Raw genomic sequence first — 20,530 nt, forward strand, 5'->3', positions numbered from 1 at the left:
ACAAAACCAGTGCAATATACAGCAAAAATAACGAAAATCAGTAGTTTTCCCGTTAAAATAGTAGGAATTTTGAATGTTAAATAATAAGTTAAAATATATATTTTCGTTATCCGCATTATTAGTGTTAGCGGGATGTAGCAGCGATAGCCGCTACCATGAAATTCAATCAGCGCGGTTGGGGGAATGCAGCTACATGGCAGATAAGGAATACCATGAGTGTGTTAAACAGCAGCAAGACAGTTACAAAGAATTTAAAGAACAACAAGCTCGCGAGCAGCAATAAACGATGACCAAAGCCCAAAAGCAGCTAGATAAACGTATTCGTCAGCAATTAACGCTCGCTTGTGAGCAAATAAAAGATACTGTGGAGGACTTTAGCTTTCTTACCCATTCAGCAGACTTAAACAATTTACCTTCTAAGTTTTAAGTAAGTTGTTATTTTATTGATGATATTGCACTAGAGCAGGCTAAACAAAAAAATCAGTTTGATTACATTGAGCAGCTTATTTGTAATGCGTTAGCCAGCTTGAACATACACATTAAAGCCAATGCCATTTCATTTTCTAAGCAGCCATAATGTGTACGATGGGTTTTGTTTATTCTTCACATTAGCTTGAATTAGGCATTTATAGAGCCTTTAAAAGCTTTAATATGGAGTGATTTTATTAAGCAGGCTATAATCCCCAAAAATAGCAAAAGAGATTATATATGGCTGTTCCAACACGTTCACAAATAACACCCGGCACTGAGGTTAATATTGTGCTTAAACAAGATCAACGCAGTGGTACTTTAACCAATGGTATAGTGTCGCGTTTATTAACTAAGTCACCTAATCATCCGCACGGTATTAAAGTACAGTTAGAAGATGGTCAAGTAGGTCGGGTAAAAGAGATCATTGCATGAGCGATTTAACCTTAACTGATTTTTGGCGATTGGTAACGGTAAATGACAGAACCGCAGAGCCTGAGTCTGTATGCCAATCCCTTAAGGCTGCATTGAGTGATTTATCCGACGAGCAGCTAATTGAATTTGATAAACAGTTTAGTATTTGTATGCGCCAAAGTTATACTTGGGATTTATTTGGTGCGGCGTTTGTAATGGCTGGTTGTAATGATGAATATGGTTTTTCTGAATTTCGTTGTTGGCTCATTTCTCGGGGGGAAGCGGTATTTAAAGCCGCACTAGAAAACCCAGATAGTCTAGCTCAGTGCACACCACTTTATTTTTTAAACGAGCAACCTTACCCGTACTTAGATGAGTATGACCTAATTGCAGGTTTGTTATATGAAGAACGTAATGACGATGAGTTACCGTTTATCCCATCAGGGCTTGAGCAACCTAAAGGTAAGCGCTTTAAAGACAAACCTAAGTTTTTAAAACAAAATTACCCACAATTATTTGCTAAGTATTGGCAGTAATCGCCCACTTTTGACTATGAATGCATTACTTTGGGTTAGGGGTAATGCATTTTACGTTGCTTAGATTTTGATCCAGCTTGCGCTATTATTCACATCCTCTTATTTCACTAACTGAACTGTTTTAAAATGTAATCGTATTTGCTGTGAGCTACGTATTTTTAAATACAGTTTAAAGACGTGTTTATGGTATAACGACTTCACATCTTTTATAGTAAATCTCTGTTATAGTTAGAAATAGCTAAGCATAGTCACAGTGCTTGATCATATTTGATACACGAGGATAGAGCCTATAATGAAATTTTTCACCCTGGTTTTACTTATCATAAGCCTTTTTAGCTGTTATGCAGTGGCAGGCCCAAGTAATAAAACTCGCTTTATTCCGCTGTTACAAACTAAGCTGGGTAATTACGAAGTGACCTCCAGTAATTCTGGGTTATGTACTAATAGCCGATTACAATTTAATAACCCTGAAGATCCTGGGCAAGGTTTTAGCTTAGGCAAAGAGATTTTGTTTAACTCCTTACACAATGGTACTCGTACCATTGAAAAACCAAATTATTGTTTTATTACCAGCTCGCTAAAATATAAAACAGATGGCCTAGAAAATAGCTTACGCATGAGCCGCTGTGATAACCCTATCCATGAAGGAACGATCAAACAAAGCATTACTTTTTTAACCAGCAATACGCTTAAATACACATTGGACAATCCGAGTGTAGAATGTGAATTTATTAAAGTTGCCGACTAACACTGTATTTTTGGAATATCACGCCAACGAGTCGTGTATTGCGGCGATAAAAAAGCCCTGTTCATATGCCAATGATCATTTAATTGGCTGCTCGCCACGCTAAGCATTCCTTTACCGTATCTATGATTAATAGCATCTAAACAGTTCATTAACTGCGGGTTATCGGTTTGCTTATCAAATAAATGATGTTGTTGAAACTGCTGTGGGCTGAGCTCTAATGCGCCCACACCACATTTATAAAATCGAATTCCCGGTTGATATATTTGCTCAAAACTCTTTGATACCGCATTGGCCATAACGCGGGTATCGTTAGTGGGCGGATCAAATTGATACATAACTGACTTTTTATAAAAGGCGTGTTCATGTGATGAGCTGGCAGCAAAAATATAAATACGATGAGTTAGCGACTGTTGAGCTCTTAATTTTTGTGCAACTACACTAGCATGATTTATTAGGGCGGTTTTAACTGCATCGGGGTCGCAAAGTCGCTGACCAAAACTACGTGTTGAAAAAATAGCTTGTTTATCTTGGCGTACATCATCCCAGTTTAAACAGGTAATGCCGTTGAGCTCGTTAATTGTGCGCTCAAGCACCACACTAAATTGGCGACGAATAGTTTTTGGGCTTTGCTCAGCCAGTTGCCACGCGGTATGAATGTCCATGAGAGCCAGCTTTTTAGCTAAACGTTTGCCCACCCCCCAAACATCTTGGCATTGCATTCGTTGTAAAATAGTGCGGCGACTTACTTCATCGTCAATCACTGCAACACCATTAAAGCCAGTTAGTTTTTTAGCTGCATGGTTAGCGGCTTTGGCTAAGGTCGGTGTTGGGCCAAAGCCAACCCCAACAGGGAGTTTGGTTTCGCGCCATACAGTACGCCTAATTAGTTGCCCGTATGCTTGCCAATCGTTAATTAAAGGTTGATAACCATTAAAGTGTAAAAACGATTCATCGATACTGTAAACATGCTGGGTGTCACAAAAGCGGCCAATTACACTCATCATCCGCTCGCTTAAATTAGCGTATAGTTCATAGTTACTAGAGCGTACAACCACATTGTTTTGTTCTAGTAACTGCTTAACTTTAAAGTAAGGGCCAAATTTAGGAATATTAAGCTTACGCGCAATTGGGCAGACCGCACACACACAGCCGTCGTTATTGGTAAGCACCACTACCGGCTTTGAGCGAATGGCGGGATCAAATACCTTTTCAGCACTGGCGTAAAAAGCAACGGCATCAACTAAGGCATACATGAAAGTAACTCAGGGCTTTGGCGATGCAGCCTAATAGAGCGAGTTACCACACCTTCAAGCTGAAACTCATCTGACTCAGTTAATTGCACCGGCTTATAAGCAGAAGAGGCTGATAGCAAGCGTGCATTGGTCTTATCAAGCAGCTTACACACAAATAAACCATTTAAGTTAGCCACAATAACATCGCCATCTTTTGGTATTTCAGCCCGGTCAACCAACAGTAAGTCGCCCTCAAAAATACCAATTTCTTGCATAGAGCACCCAGACGCTATCCCAATAAACGTGGCATCAGGGTGCTTTATTAATAACTCATCAAGTGAAACGCCAAGCTCTGTATATTGTGCTGCAGGTGACTCAAATCCGCATACACCGGCCTCTATATAAATGGGAATAACAAACATAACACAACCTAAAACGAATATACTGTATAAGTGTACAGTATATTCGTTTTATATAAGTTATGCCAAGTAATGGATCTGCGATCAATCCATATTTTTGATCATTTGCTGAGCTGTATCTAAGAAGTCATTGATTTGCTGTGGGTTTAAGTTTTTACACATTTGCGCATTTACATACTGCTCAGCGTTTAATAATTTGTTGTAAAGCGTACACCCTTGTGCGGTAAACGACAGAATAAAACAACGCTTGTCATGCTCACTGGCATTTTTATGAATTAAGTTTAGCGCGAGCAGTTCTTTCACTAATCGTGCTATTTGGGCTTTGTCGCGTTGGGTTTGATTCACAATATCGTTAGCAGTGCACTGAGGTGTCGCTGCAATAATATGCAGACAACGCACATGCATCGCGTTTAATCCAAGCTCACCTGCATTAATGGCTTCGCGTATGGTAACGCGATAACTTTGCATTAAAGCAAATAATGTATTGGCCAATGAAGAGTTCATAATAAATCCATAATAGTTGACAAAGTCAATTAAGTCACTATAGTTGATTTTATCAACCAATGGGGCGTTGTGCAATTCATCATTTTAGTGAGGTAAATTTACATGGGTAAAAAAGTACGCAAAGCAACCGTATTAAGCACAAAGCAAATAACCCCACATTTACAACGCATTATTGTCGGCTCATATGAGTTTAACGACCTGAGTGAGCAATACATTGGTAACTACGTTAAGGTGCTTATTCCACAAAATGGCCGCGTTGACTTTAATATTAAAACTACGTGTATGCGTTCATACACTATAAGGCATGTTGATGAGCACACTGGTGCACTTACCCTCGACTTTGTGATAAATATGCACCAAGGCCCAGCCACTAATTGGGCTAAAGAAGCAAAAGTAGGCGATGAAGTGGGTATAGCAGGGCCAGGCCCTAAAAAGTTGGATAACTATGATCATTCATATTACCTATTACTTGGCGATTTAACTTCGGTTAATGCAATTAAAGGCTACGTGCAACAATTGCCTATAAACGCAAAAATTGACGCGATTATTCATGCACCAACAAAAGATGATGTGATTAGCTTAGACTCCTCGCGTGATATAACTTGGTTAATAACAAATAACCCCGATACAGATATGATAAACGCATTAAAATCGCTACCACTTAGTGAGCAACAACCTATTGTATTTATGGCACTTGAAGCCGGATTAGTCCGTAAAGCAAAAACCATATTAACTGATGAATTAGATATACCGCGCAGTCAAATTGTTGCATCGGGCTATTGGAAAAAAGGGCTTGATTCAGAGGCGTATAAACTAAAGCGTCAACACGCTGCTGCTAAAAATAGCTAACTTAATTGTTGTTCAGTCACATTGCTATTTAGCTTTTAAAAGGCAAGGCGCCTTGAATTGACTGTAATGTACCCCAATCTCTTACCGTAGACTCATTATTTATGGTTAACGCGCCATAAATCGCTATTTAATTTGGAGGTGCTACTTTGTTATCAACCATTCCTTTTTCGTTATTAGAACTGGCGCCTATGCCTAAAGGTGCCACTGTGAGTGACACCTTAAATAAAAGTACAGCCTATGCACAAAAAGCTGAGGAACTCGGTTTTAATCGTTTTTGGTTAGCCGAGCATCATAATATGCCTGGGATTGTTTGTGCGGCTACTTCAATTTTGGTGGGGCACATAGCCGGTCACACTAAAAAAATACGCGTAGGGTCGGGTGGAATTATGTTACCTAATCATGCTCCTTTAGTTGTTGCTGAGCAATTTGGCACCTTAGAAAGTTTATACCCAGGTCGAATTGATTTAGGGTTAGGGCGCGCCCCAGGTAGCGATCCTGTGACAAGTCGTGCATTAAATAACGATATCAGCCGTGCTGAAAACTTTCCTAATGAAGTGAGCGAGTTACAAACATTATTGGGCCCTTATGAGGGAACTAAGCGCGTGCGAGCAATACCTGGTGAAAACACCAATGTTCCCATTTGGCTTTTAGGTTCAAGTTTATTTAGTGCGCAGTTAGCTGCACAAAAAGGATTACCCTATGTATTTGCGGGGCACTTTGCACCGCGTTTTGTGCATGATGCAGTAGCCTTGTATAAACGAGAATTTAAACCATCAAGTGTATTAGCTAAGCCTTATGTCATGTTGGCATTACCTTTAGTGGCTGCCGATACAGATGAAGAAGCACAGTACTTATCAACTACATCTAAGCAGCGAGTGTTATCGTTAATTAGAGGTGACGAGTTGTGGTTAAAACCCCCAGTAGAAACAATGGAAGGTTTGTGGAGCGAACAAGAGCGCGCTCATGTTGAGAGCTTTTTAGGGTTAAGTGTTACCGGTGGGCCAGCCAGTATTAAACACAAGTTAGAAATGATCGTAAATCAATTAGGGGTCGATGAGCTTATATTCACCAATGACTTATTTGATAATGAAAAACGCCATAAGGCGCTTGAAATTTTAATGCAAATAAAACACGGATAAGCAATTGGTTAAGCAAGCGTACACTCAACGCTTGTTATGCTATTAAACAGATTAAAGTTGATTACGTCGGGGCCATTTTACATTATTTTAAAAAGTGGCAATGAAAAAGCTTGTTCTGTTTTTTCAATAGAACTGATTTAAACAATCAATTTTAATTATGAATATTGAGCGATTATTATAAGGGTATGCAACACAATTCAGCTAAATAAATAGGAAGGTAAAGCGTGAAATCTCAAAACAGTACGACACCCCATTCATGCAACGATTCAGTGCAGCCAAAAGTAGCGCTGATAGCAGAAGGTGGCGGACAACGAGGGATATTTACCGCGGGTGTACTCGATGCTTGGTTGGAGCAAGAGTATGATCCATTTGACTTGTTTATTGGCACATCTGCAGGCTCTCAAAACTTAACGAGCTATTTGGCACGTCAAAAAGGCTATGCTAAACGCCTGATCAGAGGCCTTTCGCGTCATAAACGTTTTTTTCAATTAGGTCGCGGCCTAATGGGCAAACATATTGTTGACCTAGATTGGTACTTTGATAAAACTACCGAAGTGAACAGAGCGCTTGATTTTAAAACCGCAAAAGCCAGTTTAGGTGACCGTGAGCTATTAATTACCGCAACTAATGCCCGTGATCGCAAACCTTATTTTTTATCCCCAACAGGGGAAGGCCAACAATGGCGAGAACTATTAAAAGCGTCAAGTGCACTGCCATTTTTATATAAGCAAGGTGTAAAATTGACGCCGTGGTTAAATGCATTAGCCGCAAATGAATTAGGTAAAACCGAGATACAGTCAGAGTCTGATTTTTACTTAGACGGTGGCCTTGCCGCACCGCTTCCTGTACGCGAAGCCTATAATCGTGGCGCACGCAAAATTGTGGTTATACGCACCGTTGATGAAGCTTTTCAGGCTCAATCAGCATGGATAAGTAAATTAAAATCATTTGTTGAAGTATCTGGCTATTGCCCAAAAACAATAGATTACTTATTACAACATGAGCAAGCCTACGAAGATGAGTTAGCATTTATTGCTAACCCACCAAAAGATGTAGAAATAATCCAAATTTTTGCAAATCAAAAGCTTTATAGTAAATTATTAGGCAGTTCAAACGATGATTTACGCTTTGATCATAAACTAGGTGTAAAAGCAGGCCGCGCTTATTTAAAAAGTCAAAATGCACGTATAGTAGATTACGCACACAGCTACGCCATGTAGCTGTGTATACCAGCGCTTAAACTTAAGTGGTAATTTAAGTTTAAGCGCTGGTAAAATACCTCGGAAAATTAAAACTATGCTTTTTTTAAACTTATCGATGGCTTTTTATTGCTAATCGTCGCCCCTAATAAAATAAGTACTAAAGCTATAAATACTGACCAACTAAAGGGAGCCTGCGAGGCGAGTATTAAAATAAAGGTAGAGAGCACCGGCGTTAAAAAACTCAATGAGGCTAATAGCGATCGGTTACCAAATTTTAAACCATGATCCCATAAATAAAATGCACCACCCACTGGGCCTAATCCCAATAAAATAGCACCTAGCCATTGTGAGACAGACAATCTAATAACGGTTGTTTCAAAATAAAAATGTGCAAAAAGGGCAAGCACTGCCACAATAAGTGAAAGCCAGCCTATGTCATCTACATGGCTATCAAATTGTGACATTAAATAAGAATAACTAGACCACAGTAGCGCGCAGCAACCTGCAAAAAAATACCCTAAGTAATACTCACTATTGATAGATAATATACTGCCATCGGTAATTAAACTAAGCGTACCTAAAAACCCCAATAATCCGCCCAATATTGCTTTAAATTTAGACCCTGGGGTAGCCACAAATACACCCAGTAATAATGGCCAAAGATACACTATTAAGCTTACCTCAATTAAAGGGCCGTATTTTAAAGCCATAAAATAACAAAAGTGAAAACCAAATAAGCCAGTAACACCTATTATAAGTTGTTTTTTAGAAAGCTTAGGAGGGGTTAATAATGGCTGTTTTGAAGCAAAACGTTTTACTAATAAAATAATAAAAGAGAGTGCAAAGCACATAAAAAGTAACTGAAAAGCCGGGAGTGCTTTGGTTAAATTACCCAGTAAAGCTAAAAGCCCCCACGAAAATATTGCTAAAAAACCTATGTATGTTGCCATTAATTACCCTCCGTAAATACTATTTACTAAGTGTATCAGTTGAGGCTTTTAAAAATGTGCTAAAAAGACGGTGCTATTGTTTGTTATGACGCAATTTAACCTAAGTTATGCTTAAGCTTGATTTATTATCTCGTGTTTAAATTATCTACATTACTGCTTTGCAAATGCCTTAGGTGGCTGCCCAAAGTATAAATTAAACCGGCGGCTAAACGCAGAGGCATCGTTATAACCAATGCGCTCGCCTACTAAAGCAATCGGTAAGTCTGAATGGGTTAAAAGGGCGCGAGCGTGCTGCATTCGCAACATAGTTAAATATTGCAGTGCACTCATAGTGGTACTTTTTTTAAATACAGTTTTAAATTGCGTAACGCTTAAACAGGCTATATCAGCCAGCTCTTTTAACGTGTAGGGGTACGCTAAATTTTGCTTAACAATGGTTATTACATTATCTATTCGCTTATCAATATTACTGTGGCTACTTTGCTCACAAAGTAATAAGTAAAATAAATCAAAGGTTGAACTAGTAAGCTTGTCGTCGTTAACAAAAAGCAGTTGCTGCTCTATAAACTGTAAGTAACTTAATAAACGGCTATCTATTGAGATTTTAGGGCATAAAAGATGAATAAGGTTTTGAGGTAGCGCGTCTAAATCTGCCACAATAAAACGCGCGGATTCATCGGCCGTAAAGGCATGCACCACGTTTTTCTCTATAATGATACAACTACCCGTACTAACCGTTGTTTTAAAGTCATTATTTAATGTTATGTGTATTTCACCGTGTAGGGGTAACACGAGTTGATGGTAATTATGCTGGTGGTGCTTTATATCTTGCGAATAATACCGAATAGAAAGCTTATTCATTGCCTACTCCAATACCTAATACATAAACCGAGTATTGCCTAAAATACTTTAAATAAAACATAGCGTTAATAAACCTAAGTAGATGACAATAATATACTGGTTTCGCTATTTAAAATGCCTTCTATTTCGCGTACTTGCCTGAGTACGCCATCAAACTCACCTAAATTTGCCGCCTGTATTTCAGCCACTAAATCCCAAGCGCCATTGGTGGTATGTAACTTTGTTAGCTCTGGTATGCCGCGCATGGTTTTAATTACCTGCGATGTAGATTTACCAACCACTTCCACCATCATTATTGCTCTTACCGCTTCGGTTTCTATGTGTTCGTGTACACGCACCGTAAAGCCTAATATAGCACCCGATGAAAACAAACGGTCTAAGCGGTTTTGTACCGTCCCGCGCGACACTTTTAAAACATCAGCTAAAGCAGAAATAGAAGCACGGCCATCTTTTCTTAATTCAGCTATTAACGCGTTATCTAATGAGTCGTAAATATAAGGGGTCATAAAAAGTCTCGCTATTTTTCAATACAAATTACTAAATTTGCACATTAAAGCATAGCAAAATGATAAAAAATAATATCATTTGTATAAAATATTGGCATTTTAACTGGCATCTGTAGTCGATAAACTTATTTCAATTAGTTCATATTTTTATTACAGAGGTATACATGAGTCACTTTATCGTACAGCCAAAACAAGGCGTTCCATTTGTTAGCGTACAGGCAATGGCTAAACTTATAAATAAAGTAGGCATAGAAAACGTGCTATTAGAGCTCACCCAAAAATTAAAGCAAGACTTTGCTCGCTGGCACGAATTTGATAAATCACCACGTTATGCAGCGCACTCTCCAGATGGCGTAATAGAGCTTATGCCCGTAAGCGATGGCAAAATGTTTAGCTGTAAATATGTAAATGGCCACCCAAAAAACACCTTTAAGGAGCTTCAAACCGTCGCGGCCTTTGGTATTTTATCGGATGTTGATAGTGGCTATCCGGTTATGATCAGTGAAATGTGTTTACTGACTGCACTACGTACCGCAGCTACATCAGCATTGGTGGCTAAATACTTGGCACCTAAAAATTCAACAACGCTGACATTAATTGGTAATGGTGCACAGTCTGAGTTTCAGGCACTCGCTTTTAAAGCCGTATTAGGTATTACTCACATTCGCTTATACGATATTGATAAAAATGCCTCACAAAAAGCCTACAACAATTTAATTGGCTATGGCTTAAATGTAACTCTATGCAATAGCGCAGAAGAAGCCGTGCAAGGCGCGCACATTATTACCACCTGCACAGCCGATAAAAAAAATGCCACTATTTTAACCAGCGATATGATCCCCCAGGGCGTGCATTTAAATGCCATTGGTGGCGATTGCCCTGGTAAAACAGAGCTTGATTCACAATTATTAGCGCGCGCAAATGTGTTTGTAGAGTACGAACCGCAAACCAGAATAGAGGGCGAAATACAGCAAATGAGCGATACCTTTGCCGTAACAGAGTTTCATAAAGTAATTAATAAACAAGCAGCTGGGCGTACAAGTAACAACGAGCTTACTATTTTTGATGGGGTAGGTTTTGCGAGCGAAGACTTTACCGCGCTGGTGTATATTAAAGATGCGCTGGTGGCTGCGGGTGAGTTTGAACTACTTGATTTAATTACACAACAAGCCGATCCACGTAATTTATTTTCGGTACTTAATAGTACACAAACATTAAAAACACCTAAGCAAGAGCAAGTCGCATGAGCCACATAAAGCAAGCACCGACAGCGGTGGTGATGGTGCGCCCGCATCACTTTACATCTAATCCACAAACCATGTTAGACAACACGTTTCAAAGTACCTGTAACTCACAAAATCAGAGCCAGCTTGCCTTTGACGAAGTCACTAATGCGGTTAAATTATTACAAAACGAGGGCGTAACGGTTCATCTTTTTGAAGACGAACATACACACACGCCGGACTCAGTGTTTCCTAATAACTGGTTTTCAACACATCAAAGTGGTGAGCTAGTTGTTTATCCAATGTATGCAGAAAACAGAAGATTAGAATATCGAAAAGATATTATTGATTTTTTGACTAATCACTATAAAGTGTCATCTCTGACTGATTATTCATTTTTAGTGAAAGAAAATGCATTTTTAGAAGGCACCGGGTCGCTTGTTATTGATCACCCACATAAGCTTGCTTATGCAGTAGAATCTAAGCGCACTACAAAAACTGTGGTAGATACAGTGTGTGAAAAACTTAAGCTCAAACCTGTTGTATTTAATGCTTATGACGAACAAGGCACTGCGATTTATCATACTAATGTATTAATGTGTGTAGCAACAGAGTTTGCCATGATCAGCCTAGATATGGTGCCAATAAGTCAGCATAAACAATTAACTAGCCATTTTTTACAAAGCCATTTAGAAGTTATCAACTTAACAAATGAGCAAATAAATAGCTTTTGCGGCAACGCAATAGAGCTACAAGGTACAAATGGCCGTATTTTAGCACTCTCACAAACGGCGTTTAATGCACTTACAACCGAACAAAAAGCAGCAATACAACAAACAGCTAAACTTGTTTCGTTACCTATACCAACCATAGAGTCGGCGGGAGGTTCGGTTAGATGCATGATTGCTGGCATACACCTGAAAAGTAAATAACCTACCACTAAGTCTACATATTTAAGGCAGCTAAGCTGCCTTAATCTATGGCTAACATGCATAATAAAATGCCTCACACTCTAAAAAGTTTGAGTAAAAACATAATAAATATAAAAGGATTAGCCCATGTTCGATACCGTTGTAAAAAGTGTAAATGGCCTACTATGGGGAGACGGTCAAATACTGATTTACATACTACTGTTTGCAGGTATATGGTTTTCGGTACGGTTAAAAGCAATTCAACTAATAAAATTTAAACACATGTTTAGCCTTTTAAAAGGCAGTAGCAAGTGTAAAAAAAACGACATTTCATCATTTCAGGCATTATGTACCGGGCTATGTGCACGAGTAGGTACAGGTAATTTAGCTGGGGTAGCCGTTGCCATATCACTAGGCGGAAGCGGCGCCATATTTTGGATGTGGGTTATTGCCATACTTGGCATGGCAACCGGCTTTGCCGAAAGTGTATTAGGACAGGTGTATAAAGTACGCGATAGTAGTGGCGAGTTTAGAGGCGGCCCCGCATATTATATTCAGCAAGGTTTAGGCAGCCGTGCCTTTGCCATTGTGTTTGCCGCGTGTTTATTTTTAGGTTATGGTTTTACCTTTAGCGCCATGCAAACCAACACCATTACAGACGCACTTAACTATGCATTTGAAGTACCTACCTTTTACTCTGGTTTAGTTATTACTGTATTAGCAGGCTCAATTATACTTGGCGGCTTTAAAGCAATAGCTCGCTTTGCTGAACGTGTAGTGCCATTAATGGGCATATTATTTGTTGCCGCCGCCGTAATTATAACGCTTATAAATTTACCGCAAGTACCTGCCATGCTCAAAGATGTGTTTTTATCAGCGTTTGGCCTGCAAGAAGCCGGCGCAGGTGCAATGGGCGCAGCCATTAAAAATGGCATTCAACGTGGTTTATACTCTAACGAAGCCGGCGCGGGGAGTGTGCCCCATGCTGCAGCAAGCGCAAGCCCGATTCCTAATCACCCAGTAACACAAGGCTATATACAAATGCTTGGCGTGTTTTTTGACACCATTGTACTTTGTAGCTGTACAGCCGTTGTTATTTTATTAGCAGATATAGATATTAGCGGCGAAATGGAAGGCATACGTTTAACGCAAAGCGCCATGACCGCACACTTAGCACAAGGCGGCGTATATTTTGTTGCGGCAGCCATTACCTTATTTGCTTTTACCTCGGTGGTGGCCAACTACGCTTACGCCGAAAGTAACCTGCATTTATTTAAGCTCGACAACAAAGTAGGGCGCATAATTTATACATTACTTTATTTATCAATGATGCTTTGGGGCGCATCGGCATCATTAAAAGAAGTCTGGGACTTAGCCGATATTGCATTAGGGTTAATGACAGTGGTTAACGTAATCGCTATTATATTGCTCACGCCAACTATTTTGTCTGTTACTAACGACTACCACGCACAAAGAGACAAAGGCATAGAGCCAGAGTTTAAGGTAAAAAACGTAAAAGTGCAGGGCAAATGTGAAGACGGAATTTGGGATTAAGATTAAAGTTTAAAAGTTTTATATTGCATAAGTATTCACTTTTAAGTTTGGCTTAAACAACATTAAGCTGCGACTCTACAGGTAGTATTTTTAGATGATCGACATTTATGCAGGTAAAACTGCAGCAAAAATAATAAACGAACAAGGGTTTAAACCTGAGCTTTTTACCTCGTTTTTAGGGGCAAGTGGTGGCCCTAAATGGTTTACCTTGTAAAGCTAAACACCGATATTTTAAATTCAGTTCTATTTTTGTATAAAATATAATTAAAACTATAAAGTAGACAAGCTATCTTACCCCCCCCTATAATGTTTATAAAAATAGAACATTTATCAATAGGGAAATTACTTGAAAATAATACTAATCACACTTACCTTGCTTTTTTCAAAGTCAATCTACTCATCTGAATTACCTATAAATCTTTCAGGAACAATTGAAATATCAGTTAAAAATGGCACTATTGATGCTAACTTTACACTTAAAAATATGCCAAAACTAAGAGACTATCTAATACTTCTCAACTCAGGATTTAATATTCAGTACTTTAGAAATCATAAAAACACGAGTAACTATGTTTTCAAAAAAACTTATAACACTAATTATTCAGAGGAAAGTTTTGGTTATTACCTTCCAGACAAGACAGGAAAAGGTAAGATTTTACCTTCAATAATGCAGTTTAAATATACTGGAAAATTTCCCGTTATTAATAACATGAGCAACGCAAGTGAAACTGGAGACTGGAAAGGTAATATTGCTTTTAACGGAGAAACAATTCGTACCGATAGCTTTCAAACAGCCTGGTATCCAATTCTATATGATATTGAAAAAGATAAACGACATGACGCAATAACTTATAATATAGAAGTTACGTGTTTAGACTGTAAATCCATATATGTTAATGGCAGTAAGCCCGTATCAGCTACTCACGCTATATTTAAAAAAGAAAAGCCAGTATCTATTTCTCTATTTGCAGGTGATTATGATATTGCTGTAAAAAACGGCAGCTATTATTTGAATTCAGGCTTATCAGAAACTCAAATGTCACTATTAGGAGAAATAACTTCATCATATGAGCAATATTATCAGGAGAAACTATCTATAGCATACGGTGAAAATGTTGTTTTCATACACACAGCTCCTGTATCTAAGAAAGATTCTTGGCTTTTTGTATCGTATCCTTCAATAGTCACTATCAACCATGATCAGGGAGGGTTAAGTAAATTACTAAATGATAGCGAATCCAGATGGTTTAAACCTTACCTTGCTCACGAGTTAGCGCATTACTATTTTTTGACGTATCGAACATTTAATTCTGAGTTAGGCGATATGCTTCAAGAGTCATTTTCTGAATACCTATCTTTAAAAGTAACAAAGCAGTTCATTAATAATGAAACATACATAAACAATATAAATAAGAAACTGATTCAACTTCGAGATAAAAAATTGACCGCCATAAAAGAAATTAAAAACAACTCGGATTATGGTAACAGAAATCTTTATGTATATACCTATGCACCTATTATCTGGCTAGCTATCGAAAAAGAGATTGGTGAAGATCATATGTGGCAATGGTTGAATAAATTACTCACAGTTAAAACAAAACGAACCGATTATCAATTTATGATAACAACCTTAGCAAGTGTTATAGAAGAAGATAAATTAGATTTTATAATAAATACTTATTTATCAAATAATAATTCAATAAAGAATGCTCGTGCAGTACTTCAATAAATTAAAAACATACATGACTAAGAAGTAACTTTATGCTCAATATCTATGCAGGTAAAACTGCAGCAAAAGTAATTAACGAGCAGGGGTTTAAACCCGAATTATTCAGCTCATTTTTAGGTGCCAGTGGTGGGCCAAAGTGGTTTACCTTGTTTGGTTTAGATAAATATATATTTGGCGAATTTTTTAAACACCGTACTCAACCGCTTAATTTAATTGGATCATCGGCAGGGGCTTTTCGTTCTGCGTGTTTTGCACAAAACGAGCCTGTTGCTGCCATTGAGCGTTTAGCAAAATCGTATTCACAAACCCGATATTCTAGTAATAAACCCACCCCAACTGAAATTACCACTAAAGCCCGCGCATTACTTGAAGATGTGTTTGGTGATAACGGTGTCACTGAAATTATAAATAATCCGGTATTTAAAGCGCATTTTATTGTCGCAAAATCTAACGGGTTTATTGCCAGTGAGCATAAATTAATACAGCTTTTAGGTTTATCAAAAAGTTATATGCTTAACCGCATTAATCGAAAATTATTAGGCTCGCAATATGAGCGTTTTATTTTTGGCGCGCCCAATAGTAATTTAAGTATTACCGACAGTTACAATTTTAAAACGCAAAACATAGTCCTTAGCCAAACTAATTTAAAAGATGCCTTATTGGCATCGGGCTCTATACCACTAGTAATGCAAGGTATAAAAAATATTGCCGGTTCACCACCAGGAATATATCGCGATGGCGGCATTATTGATTACCACTTTGATTTAAAAATTAATAACCCTGGCTTAATTTTATATCCACATTTTAATTCAGATCCAAAGGCAGGGTGGTTCGATAAAAATTTAAAACGAAAAGTGTCACCACAAAATTACGACAATGTAGTGATGATCACCCCATCAAAAGAATTTGTAGCCAACTTACCTTACGGAAAAATCCCAGACAGAAACGACTTTACTGATCTTGATGCAGACACACGCATTAAATATTGGAATACTGTTTTTAGTGAGACTGAGGCATTGGCTGAATCTTTAGATGAAAAAATAAACGATAAAAATTCACATATCAAAATTTATAAATGGTAATAGAGGACAGATGAGATATTCTCCTATTAAACTAGTGTGTATAGACATACTTTTCTCAATTTATTTATTAAAATTATTTTCATAATAAAATTTTAATTCGAGAATCAAAGAGTGGAAATTATAAAAATGTTCGTGAAAATTACTGAATGTTTTTGATAGTGGTAAACCTTTAATTAAAGAGTTGTTTATGTAAGTTGAATCTTGAATTAAAAGCAATATTTTCAATAGACCTGTATCTAAAAATGGATATAGTGGGGTGAGTTCAGTAACAAAACGCTCAAATTTTTGAGCATTTCTTTTTAAAATATCTTCAGCTGTGTCATTGACGCTATCATGTGTTGCAAGATAAAAAGTTGTACTATTCATGTGTGAATTACTTCCAATTAATTTTGAAAATAACATGAAGTCGTTTAAATCAAGTTGATCAATTTCTTTAGATATATTTGCAGCTTGTTTGAAAAGAATTAATTCATTTTTATAGGATGAAAGAGCTAAACTTATTTTTCTGTCTAAAACGAAATTAATGTTTTCTTTATCCTTAATTTCTTTTCTATGAACAAGGGAAATATAAAAAATATAACTACTGAAAAATGATAAACTAACTGATAGTAAAAGTTGTTCAGCTTCATTACCCCAAGAAAAAAACATAGGTATTCTATTCGAAAACATTGTTGTTACTAATATAATCATCATTGAAATTAATACTAATAAAGTAAATGTTTTGCTCTCTAACATGACATATTTTTTTATTGTTTTTAACATTAAATTTAATTCCCTTTATTAAGCAGTAAAAAAATATATAAGATAATCAATTGATAATGTCTGATTTTTAAAACTATATATTCTTTAGAAGGTTCTTAGAATAATTGTTCACTGAATTAGCGAAAGTAAACAATCACATTATATCAAATATAATAAGTGATGAAATATTATTGGTAATCACGGCTAAATAGGTAAGGTTACATTGATAACCCATAAATTACGTTATGTTAAATAGCTTAGTTTATAAGAAAGCGAGCGTGATTATACAAAACAGCCCGCTTTTAGGAGAGTCATTAAGTGTTAATTTAGTTCAGAATCTACCCAAAATTTAGTACCTTTTAAAACGGCTTGCAGTGCAAGGCCGCTTTCGGTTAAAGAGTAAACAGTTACTTGGTCAGCAATTGCTTCGGCAACTAAGGCGCCACCTTTATCTTGGTATTTTGCAGCAGCATCGGCATTACCACCAAACGCCCAACCATGTTTAATAAATCTATTTAACGCTGCTTGATCGTGAAAAACCATCACAATATTGAAATCTTTAACACCTAAACCTAAGCCTAAACCAGCTTCACCCATATTCATATAGGTAGATTTTCCGGTTAGGTTGTTTTTTACTACACCGTACCCACCACCAAAACTGGCTAAAATAACATTTACATTGGCATTATCAAAAACAGCATATCCGGCAGAGTTGGCGATTTGGGTTTTAACATCTGGTTTTTTTTCGTATAGAGCAGTTAGTGTATTCGATTTCATACTTTGTACTAAAGCACGTTTTTCTCCAGGGGAAGCACTGCCTGTAGTAGCACAACCTGTTAGTAATACACTTATTGTAAGTAGGCCTAACACTATAAATTTTTTCATAAAACTTTCCTTGATAAGATTCATACCAAAACACAACAATGTTTATATAAATACACTTTTACTATGTCCAATACTAGACAGTATCGGACTTTAAGGTTAACCTATAAGTCTATTATTTTCTTATATATTTTACTATTATGCTTGTTGCTCTGGTCGATACATTTAAACAACTACGTTATCAAATAGCTCATCTTGAAGATAATACACTCTCATCAGAATATCCAGAACTAGCCTCTTTTATACAGCAAGTCAGCTTGACTGTAACTGAATCAAAGGCTGATCTTAATTTTTTATACCAGTTTTTATATGTTTATGGCCGAAAATCTGAGGCAACCTATAGCCGTTTTCGTAATGAGTTGGAACGGTTTTATTTATGGTCATGGCTTATAGCTGAAAAATCTGTATTTGAACTTAAGCGTGAAGATATTGAAGCCTATATTGATTTTATGGTTGAACCGGATAAAAAATGGGCATCTACATCTGTTCAATGGCGTTATAAAGATGAGCAAGGAATTCGTCGGTTAAATCAAAATTGGCGCCCTTTCATGTTAAAAGAATCTATTGCGAGTCAGCAAACATTATCGGCCATGTTTACTGCCCTCAATGTATTTTATAAATTCGCTATTTTAGAAGAAAAAACCTTTGCTAACTTTGTACCTGTTGTTAAAAAAAATAGTCCCTACTTGGTTGTGCAATCGCAAATACAAATCCCCGATACATTAAGTGATATTCAATGGGAATATGTATTTGGCGTTACCCGAGATATATGCGAAAAAAAACCAGAGTATGAAAGAAACTTATTTACCCTCGCCTGTTTAAAAGGACTCTACCTTCGTATTTCAGAATTATCAGAGCGACCACAATGGTCACCTGTTATGTCTCATTTTTGGCAAGATAATGATGGCTTTTGGTTTTTACGGATAATGGGTAAGGGTAATAAATTACGAGATGTAACTTTAAGTGATGATTTTCTTGAGTATTTAAAACGTTATCGGTTATACCGTGGTTTACCTGCCCTGCCCCGGGTTGACGAATCCGACCCGTTAGTGCATAAAATTCGTGGCCAAGGTGGTATGACAGTAAGACAAATTCGCAGATTGGTACAACAAAGTTTCGATATTGCGCAACAATCTTTACTTGATGATGGATTTAAAGATGACGCGGAACAATTAGAAGCGGCCACTGCGCATTGGTTACGCCATACGGGGGCAACGCATGACGCACAAACTCGACCTTTAAAACATTTATCTGAAGATTTAGGCCATGCAAAAATTGCTACAACCGATCAAATTTATATTCAAACAAATATAAAAGAGCGGGCTAAATCTGGAATTAAAAGGAAAATTTAATGGAATACTTAGTTATTGCTTTTATTGGTGCATTATTTTTAATTTATTCTATAACACTACGCCAATTAGAAAAAGCAGAAATTACCGGGCCGATGTTTTTTGTTATAGGGGGGATACTGCTAGCATTGATAGCTCCGAACGAAAGTGAAAATTTTAAAAATGGCTTACGGTATTTACTACCCTTTATAGAATTAACGCTCAGTATCTTTTTATTTACCGATGCAGCAAAGTCAAAATTAGGAGTATTAAGGCATAGTTTTCAATATCCAAGTTTACTTTTATTTGTTGCCTTACCATTAACTCTATTACTCGGGGTTGCTACCGCGTTATTTTTATTTGCTGAGCTTTCATTAATTCAAGCAGCACTTATCGCAATTATATTAACCCCAACTGATGCGGCTTTAAGTAAGGGATTATTAAGCAATACAAAAGTACCTGAAAAAATTCGTGAAGGAATAAATACCGAAAGTGGTTTAAATGATGGTTTATGTGTTCCTATTTTTTTAATATTTATATTACTGGCAAAAAATCCTGAATCTGCAATTACAGCAACGCAAGCGTTAAGTGTGTTTGGCAGAGAACTTGGTTTAGCCTTATTAATTGCCTTTACAAGTATTGCTGTTTTTATTCCGTGTTTAAATTTTGCAATGAAGCGACATTACTTTGCGCAAAACACGAGTCCTTTTTTATTATTAGGTTTTGCTATGTCGGTGTTTTCGATTACGCAATATTTTCATGGCAGTGGATTTATTGCGGTGTTTGTTGCGGGTTTATTATTTGATAAATACGCGAGTACTAAAATAAACAAAGAGCTGATTGAAGACTCAGAGCATATAGCTGACTTTTCCTCTTTAATGATCTGGTGTTTGTTTGGATTTGTATGTGCTTATTTAGTTTTACCTAAATTAAATTTAGCGATAATAACGTATGCATTATTAAGTACGACTTTAATTAGAATAATACCGGTTATGCTGTCATTGCAATTTACAGCACTAACAATTAAAGAGCGTTTTACATTTGCTTGGTTTGGGCCAAGAGGATTGGCCTCAATTGTTTTTACCTTAATGGTAATAGACACAAAAATAGAAAATAAATTTCAAATTGCGACCATTGCTATGACCACAATTTTATTTAGTGTATTTATTCATGGTATTAGTACAAAACCCATTGCAGACAGTTTTTCTAAAAAAAACTAAATAAATATAAACAAAAAGGCGTAACTTAATAA

23 protein-coding genes and 1 pseudogene are annotated in these 20,530 nt (G+C 37.0%); 16 read left to right on the top strand and 8 right to left on the bottom strand.

The window, feature by feature from the left end; translation table 11 throughout:
• Positions 1-73 precede the first annotated feature (73 nt).
• The 5 genes from BG00_RS16900 (at position 74) to BG00_RS16920 (ending at position 2,166) form a co-directional block, all read left to right on the top strand.
• Positions 74-283: a hypothetical protein gene (locus tag BG00_RS16900; protein ID WP_036984032.1), complete on the top strand. Its 210-nt coding sequence runs from the start codon at positions 74-76 to the stop codon at positions 281-283.
• A 3-nt stretch (positions 284-286) separates the two neighbouring features.
• Positions 287-427: a hypothetical protein gene (locus BG00_RS18575; RefSeq protein ID WP_445322882.1), complete on the top strand. Its 141-nt coding sequence runs from the start codon at positions 287-289 to the stop codon at positions 425-427.
• 281 nt (positions 428-708) lie between these two features.
• The gene (locus tag BG00_RS16910) at positions 709-903 is read left to right on the top strand and encodes a YwbE family protein (protein ID WP_008468098.1); all 195 of its coding nucleotides are present in this window, start codon (positions 709-711) and stop codon (positions 901-903) included.
• Positions 900-1,418: a DUF4240 domain-containing protein gene (locus BG00_RS16915; RefSeq protein ID WP_024601008.1), complete on the top strand. Its 519-nt coding sequence runs from the start codon at positions 900-902 to the stop codon at positions 1,416-1,418. Before BG00_RS16910 ends, BG00_RS16915 begins: the two co-directional genes overlap by 4 nt.
• A 292-nt stretch (positions 1,419-1,710) precedes the next feature.
• The gene (locus tag BG00_RS16920; protein WP_036984033.1) at positions 1,711-2,166 is read left to right on the top strand and encodes a hypothetical protein; all 456 of its coding nucleotides are present in this window, start codon (positions 1,711-1,713) and stop codon (positions 2,164-2,166) included.
• Here the strand turns inward: BG00_RS16920 and BG00_RS16925 are convergent.
• The 3 genes from BG00_RS16925 to BG00_RS16935 form a co-directional block, all read right to left on the bottom strand.
• On the bottom strand, positions 2,163-3,419 hold the full coding sequence (locus BG00_RS16925) for a Y-family DNA polymerase (RefSeq protein ID WP_036984034.1): 1,257 nt from the start codon (positions 3,417-3,419) through the stop codon (positions 2,163-2,165). The two genes, BG00_RS16920 and BG00_RS16925, sit on opposite strands and share 4 nt — an antisense overlap.
• On the bottom strand, positions 3,407-3,820 hold the full coding sequence (locus BG00_RS16930) for a LexA family protein (protein ID WP_013463339.1): 414 nt from the start codon (positions 3,818-3,820) through the stop codon (positions 3,407-3,409). The genes BG00_RS16925 and BG00_RS16930 overlap by 13 nt, the downstream gene beginning before the upstream one ends.
• An 81-nt stretch (positions 3,821-3,901) precedes the next feature.
• Positions 3,902-4,321: a MarR family winged helix-turn-helix transcriptional regulator gene (locus BG00_RS16935; RefSeq protein ID WP_036984035.1), complete on the bottom strand. Its 420-nt coding sequence runs from the start codon at positions 4,319-4,321 to the stop codon at positions 3,902-3,904.
• A 102-nt stretch (positions 4,322-4,423) separates the two neighbouring features.
• Here BG00_RS16935 and BG00_RS16940 point away from each other — a divergent pair, with 102 nt between their 5' ends.
• The 3 genes from BG00_RS16940 (at position 4,424) to BG00_RS16950 (ending at position 7,529) form a co-directional block, all read left to right on the top strand.
• Positions 4,424-5,170, top strand: a complete 747-nt coding sequence (locus BG00_RS16940) for a siderophore-interacting protein (RefSeq protein ID WP_036984036.1) — start codon at positions 4,424-4,426, stop codon at positions 5,168-5,170.
• A 146-nt stretch (positions 5,171-5,316) separates the two neighbouring features.
• Complete coding sequence (locus tag BG00_RS16945; protein ID WP_036984037.1) at positions 5,317-6,309, top strand: LLM class flavin-dependent oxidoreductase; 993 nt, start codon at positions 5,317-5,319, stop codon at positions 6,307-6,309.
• A gap of 224 nt (positions 6,310-6,533) precedes the next feature.
• On the top strand, positions 6,534-7,529 hold the full coding sequence (locus tag BG00_RS16950) for a patatin-like phospholipase family protein (RefSeq protein WP_036984038.1): 996 nt from the start codon (positions 6,534-6,536) through the stop codon (positions 7,527-7,529).
• Between the two features lie 74 nt (positions 7,530-7,603).
• On the opposite strand, the gene BG00_RS16955 is transcribed toward BG00_RS16950, so the two are convergent.
• The 3 genes from BG00_RS16955 to BG00_RS16965 form a co-directional block, all read right to left on the bottom strand.
• Positions 7,604-8,461 carry a DMT family transporter gene (locus tag BG00_RS16955; RefSeq protein WP_036984039.1) on the bottom strand — a complete coding sequence of 286 codons (858 nt, stop codon included), beginning with the start codon at positions 8,459-8,461 and terminating at the stop codon, positions 7,604-7,606.
• Between the two features lie 150 nt (positions 8,462-8,611).
• Positions 8,612-9,322, bottom strand: a complete 711-nt coding sequence (locus BG00_RS16960; RefSeq protein ID WP_036984040.1) for an AraC family transcriptional regulator — start codon at positions 9,320-9,322, stop codon at positions 8,612-8,614.
• Positions 9,323-9,396: 74 nt separating this feature from the next.
• On the bottom strand, positions 9,397-9,828 hold the full coding sequence (locus tag BG00_RS16965) for an Lrp/AsnC family transcriptional regulator (RefSeq protein WP_036984041.1): 432 nt from the start codon (positions 9,826-9,828) through the stop codon (positions 9,397-9,399).
• 164 nt (positions 9,829-9,992) lie between these two features.
• On the opposite strand from BG00_RS16965, the gene BG00_RS16970 reads away from it, so the two are divergent.
• The 6 genes and pseudogenes from BG00_RS16970 (at position 9,993) to BG00_RS16990 (ending at position 16,327) form a co-directional block, all read left to right on the top strand.
• Complete coding sequence (locus tag BG00_RS16970; RefSeq protein ID WP_036984042.1) at positions 9,993-11,075, top strand: ornithine cyclodeaminase; 1,083 nt, start codon at positions 9,993-9,995, stop codon at positions 11,073-11,075.
• On the top strand, positions 11,072-11,983 hold the full coding sequence (gene ctlX, locus BG00_RS16975) for a citrulline utilization hydrolase CtlX (protein WP_036984043.1): 912 nt from the start codon (positions 11,072-11,074) through the stop codon (positions 11,981-11,983). The genes BG00_RS16970 and ctlX overlap by 4 nt, the downstream gene beginning before the upstream one ends.
• 126 nt (positions 11,984-12,109) lie before the next feature.
• Positions 12,110-13,516: an alanine/glycine:cation symporter family protein gene (locus BG00_RS16980; protein ID WP_036984044.1), complete on the top strand. Its 1,407-nt coding sequence runs from the start codon at positions 12,110-12,112 to the stop codon at positions 13,514-13,516.
• A 94-nt stretch (positions 13,517-13,610) separates the two neighbouring features.
• Positions 13,611-13,727: pseudogene (locus BG00_RS17745) on the top strand (patatin-like phospholipase family protein); the annotation flags it as partial.
• Between the two features lie 135 nt (positions 13,728-13,862).
• A complete protein-coding gene (locus BG00_RS16985; protein WP_036984045.1) occupies positions 13,863-15,245 on the top strand; it encodes a gluzincin family metallopeptidase in 1,383 nt (460 codons plus the stop codon).
• A 32-nt stretch (positions 15,246-15,277) separates the two neighbouring features.
• Positions 15,278-16,327 (top strand): patatin-like phospholipase family protein, encoded by a 1,050-nt coding sequence (locus tag BG00_RS16990; RefSeq protein ID WP_036984046.1) that lies wholly within the window; start codon positions 15,278-15,280, stop codon positions 16,325-16,327.
• A 60-nt stretch (positions 16,328-16,387) separates the two neighbouring features.
• Here BG00_RS16990 and BG00_RS16995 read toward each other — a convergent pair whose 3' ends face one another.
• Complete coding sequence (locus BG00_RS16995) at positions 16,388-17,089, bottom strand: hypothetical protein (protein ID WP_036954723.1); 702 nt, start codon at positions 17,087-17,089, stop codon at positions 16,388-16,390.
• A 300-nt stretch (positions 17,090-17,389) separates the two neighbouring features.
• A complete protein-coding gene (locus BG00_RS17000) occupies positions 17,390-17,953 on the bottom strand; it encodes a lipid-binding SYLF domain-containing protein (protein WP_036984047.1) in 564 nt (187 codons plus the stop codon).
• A gap of 137 nt (positions 17,954-18,090) precedes the next feature.
• Between BG00_RS17000 and BG00_RS17005 the strand changes: the two genes are divergently transcribed.
• Positions 18,091-19,302 carry a tyrosine-type recombinase/integrase gene (locus BG00_RS17005; RefSeq protein ID WP_036984048.1) on the top strand — a complete coding sequence of 404 codons (1,212 nt, stop codon included), beginning with the start codon at positions 18,091-18,093 and terminating at the stop codon, positions 19,300-19,302.
• A complete protein-coding gene (locus tag BG00_RS17010) occupies positions 19,302-20,498 on the top strand; it encodes a cation:proton antiporter (protein ID WP_036984049.1) in 1,197 nt (398 codons plus the stop codon). The genes BG00_RS17005 and BG00_RS17010 overlap by 1 nt, the downstream gene beginning before the upstream one ends.
• Positions 20,499-20,530: the final 32 nt, after the last annotated feature.

The sequence above is a fragment of the Pseudoalteromonas sp. SCSIO_11900 genome, assembly GCF_000576475.1.
GTDB lineage: Bacteria > Pseudomonadota > Gammaproteobacteria > Enterobacterales > Alteromonadaceae > Pseudoalteromonas > Pseudoalteromonas tetraodonis.

Excerpts from the sequence above, each read along its gene's own strand:
- BG00_RS16935 (WP_036984035.1), bottom strand. The coding sequence starts at position 4,321 with ATGAACTCTTCATTGGCCAATACATTATTTGCTTTAATGCAAAGTTAT.
- BG00_RS16900 (WP_036984032.1), top strand. The coding sequence starts at position 74 with ATGTTAAATAATAAGTTAAAATATATATTTTCGTTATCCGCATTATTA.
- BG00_RS18575 (WP_445322882.1), top strand. The coding sequence starts at position 287 with ATGACCAAAGCCCAAAAGCAGCTAGATAAACGTATTCGTCAGCAATTA.
- BG00_RS16955 (WP_036984039.1), bottom strand. The coding sequence starts at position 8,461 with ATGGCAACATACATAGGTTTTTTAGCAATATTTTCGTGGGGGCTTTTA.
- BG00_RS16940 (WP_036984036.1), top strand. The coding sequence starts at position 4,424 with ATGGGTAAAAAAGTACGCAAAGCAACCGTATTAAGCACAAAGCAAATA.
- BG00_RS16990 (WP_036984046.1), top strand. The coding sequence starts at position 15,278 with ATGCTCAATATCTATGCAGGTAAAACTGCAGCAAAAGTAATTAACGAG.
- BG00_RS16915 (WP_024601008.1), top strand. The coding sequence starts at position 900 with ATGAGCGATTTAACCTTAACTGATTTTTGGCGATTGGTAACGGTAAAT.
- BG00_RS16920 (WP_036984033.1), top strand. The coding sequence starts at position 1,711 with ATGAAATTTTTCACCCTGGTTTTACTTATCATAAGCCTTTTTAGCTGT.
- BG00_RS16980 (WP_036984044.1), top strand. The coding sequence starts at position 12,110 with ATGTTCGATACCGTTGTAAAAAGTGTAAATGGCCTACTATGGGGAGAC.
- BG00_RS17010 (WP_036984049.1), top strand. The coding sequence starts at position 19,302 with ATGGAATACTTAGTTATTGCTTTTATTGGTGCATTATTTTTAATTTAT.
- BG00_RS16960 (WP_036984040.1), bottom strand. The coding sequence starts at position 9,322 with ATGAATAAGCTTTCTATTCGGTATTATTCGCAAGATATAAAGCACCAC.
- BG00_RS17005 (WP_036984048.1), top strand. The coding sequence starts at position 18,091 with ATGCTTGTTGCTCTGGTCGATACATTTAAACAACTACGTTATCAAATA.
- ctlX (WP_036984043.1), top strand. The coding sequence starts at position 11,072 with ATGAGCCACATAAAGCAAGCACCGACAGCGGTGGTGATGGTGCGCCCG.
- BG00_RS16930 (WP_013463339.1), bottom strand. The coding sequence starts at position 3,820 with ATGTTTGTTATTCCCATTTATATAGAGGCCGGTGTATGCGGATTTGAG.
- BG00_RS17000 (WP_036984047.1), bottom strand. The coding sequence starts at position 17,953 with ATGAAAAAATTTATAGTGTTAGGCCTACTTACAATAAGTGTATTACTA.
- BG00_RS16970 (WP_036984042.1), top strand. The coding sequence starts at position 9,993 with ATGAGTCACTTTATCGTACAGCCAAAACAAGGCGTTCCATTTGTTAGC.
- BG00_RS16995 (WP_036954723.1), bottom strand. The coding sequence starts at position 17,089 with ATGTTAAAAACAATAAAAAAATATGTCATGTTAGAGAGCAAAACATTT.
- BG00_RS16965 (WP_036984041.1), bottom strand. The coding sequence starts at position 9,828 with ATGACCCCTTATATTTACGACTCATTAGATAACGCGTTAATAGCTGAA.
- BG00_RS16910 (WP_008468098.1), top strand. The coding sequence starts at position 709 with ATGGCTGTTCCAACACGTTCACAAATAACACCCGGCACTGAGGTTAAT.
- BG00_RS16925 (WP_036984034.1), bottom strand. The coding sequence starts at position 3,419 with ATGTATGCCTTAGTTGATGCCGTTGCTTTTTACGCCAGTGCTGAAAAG.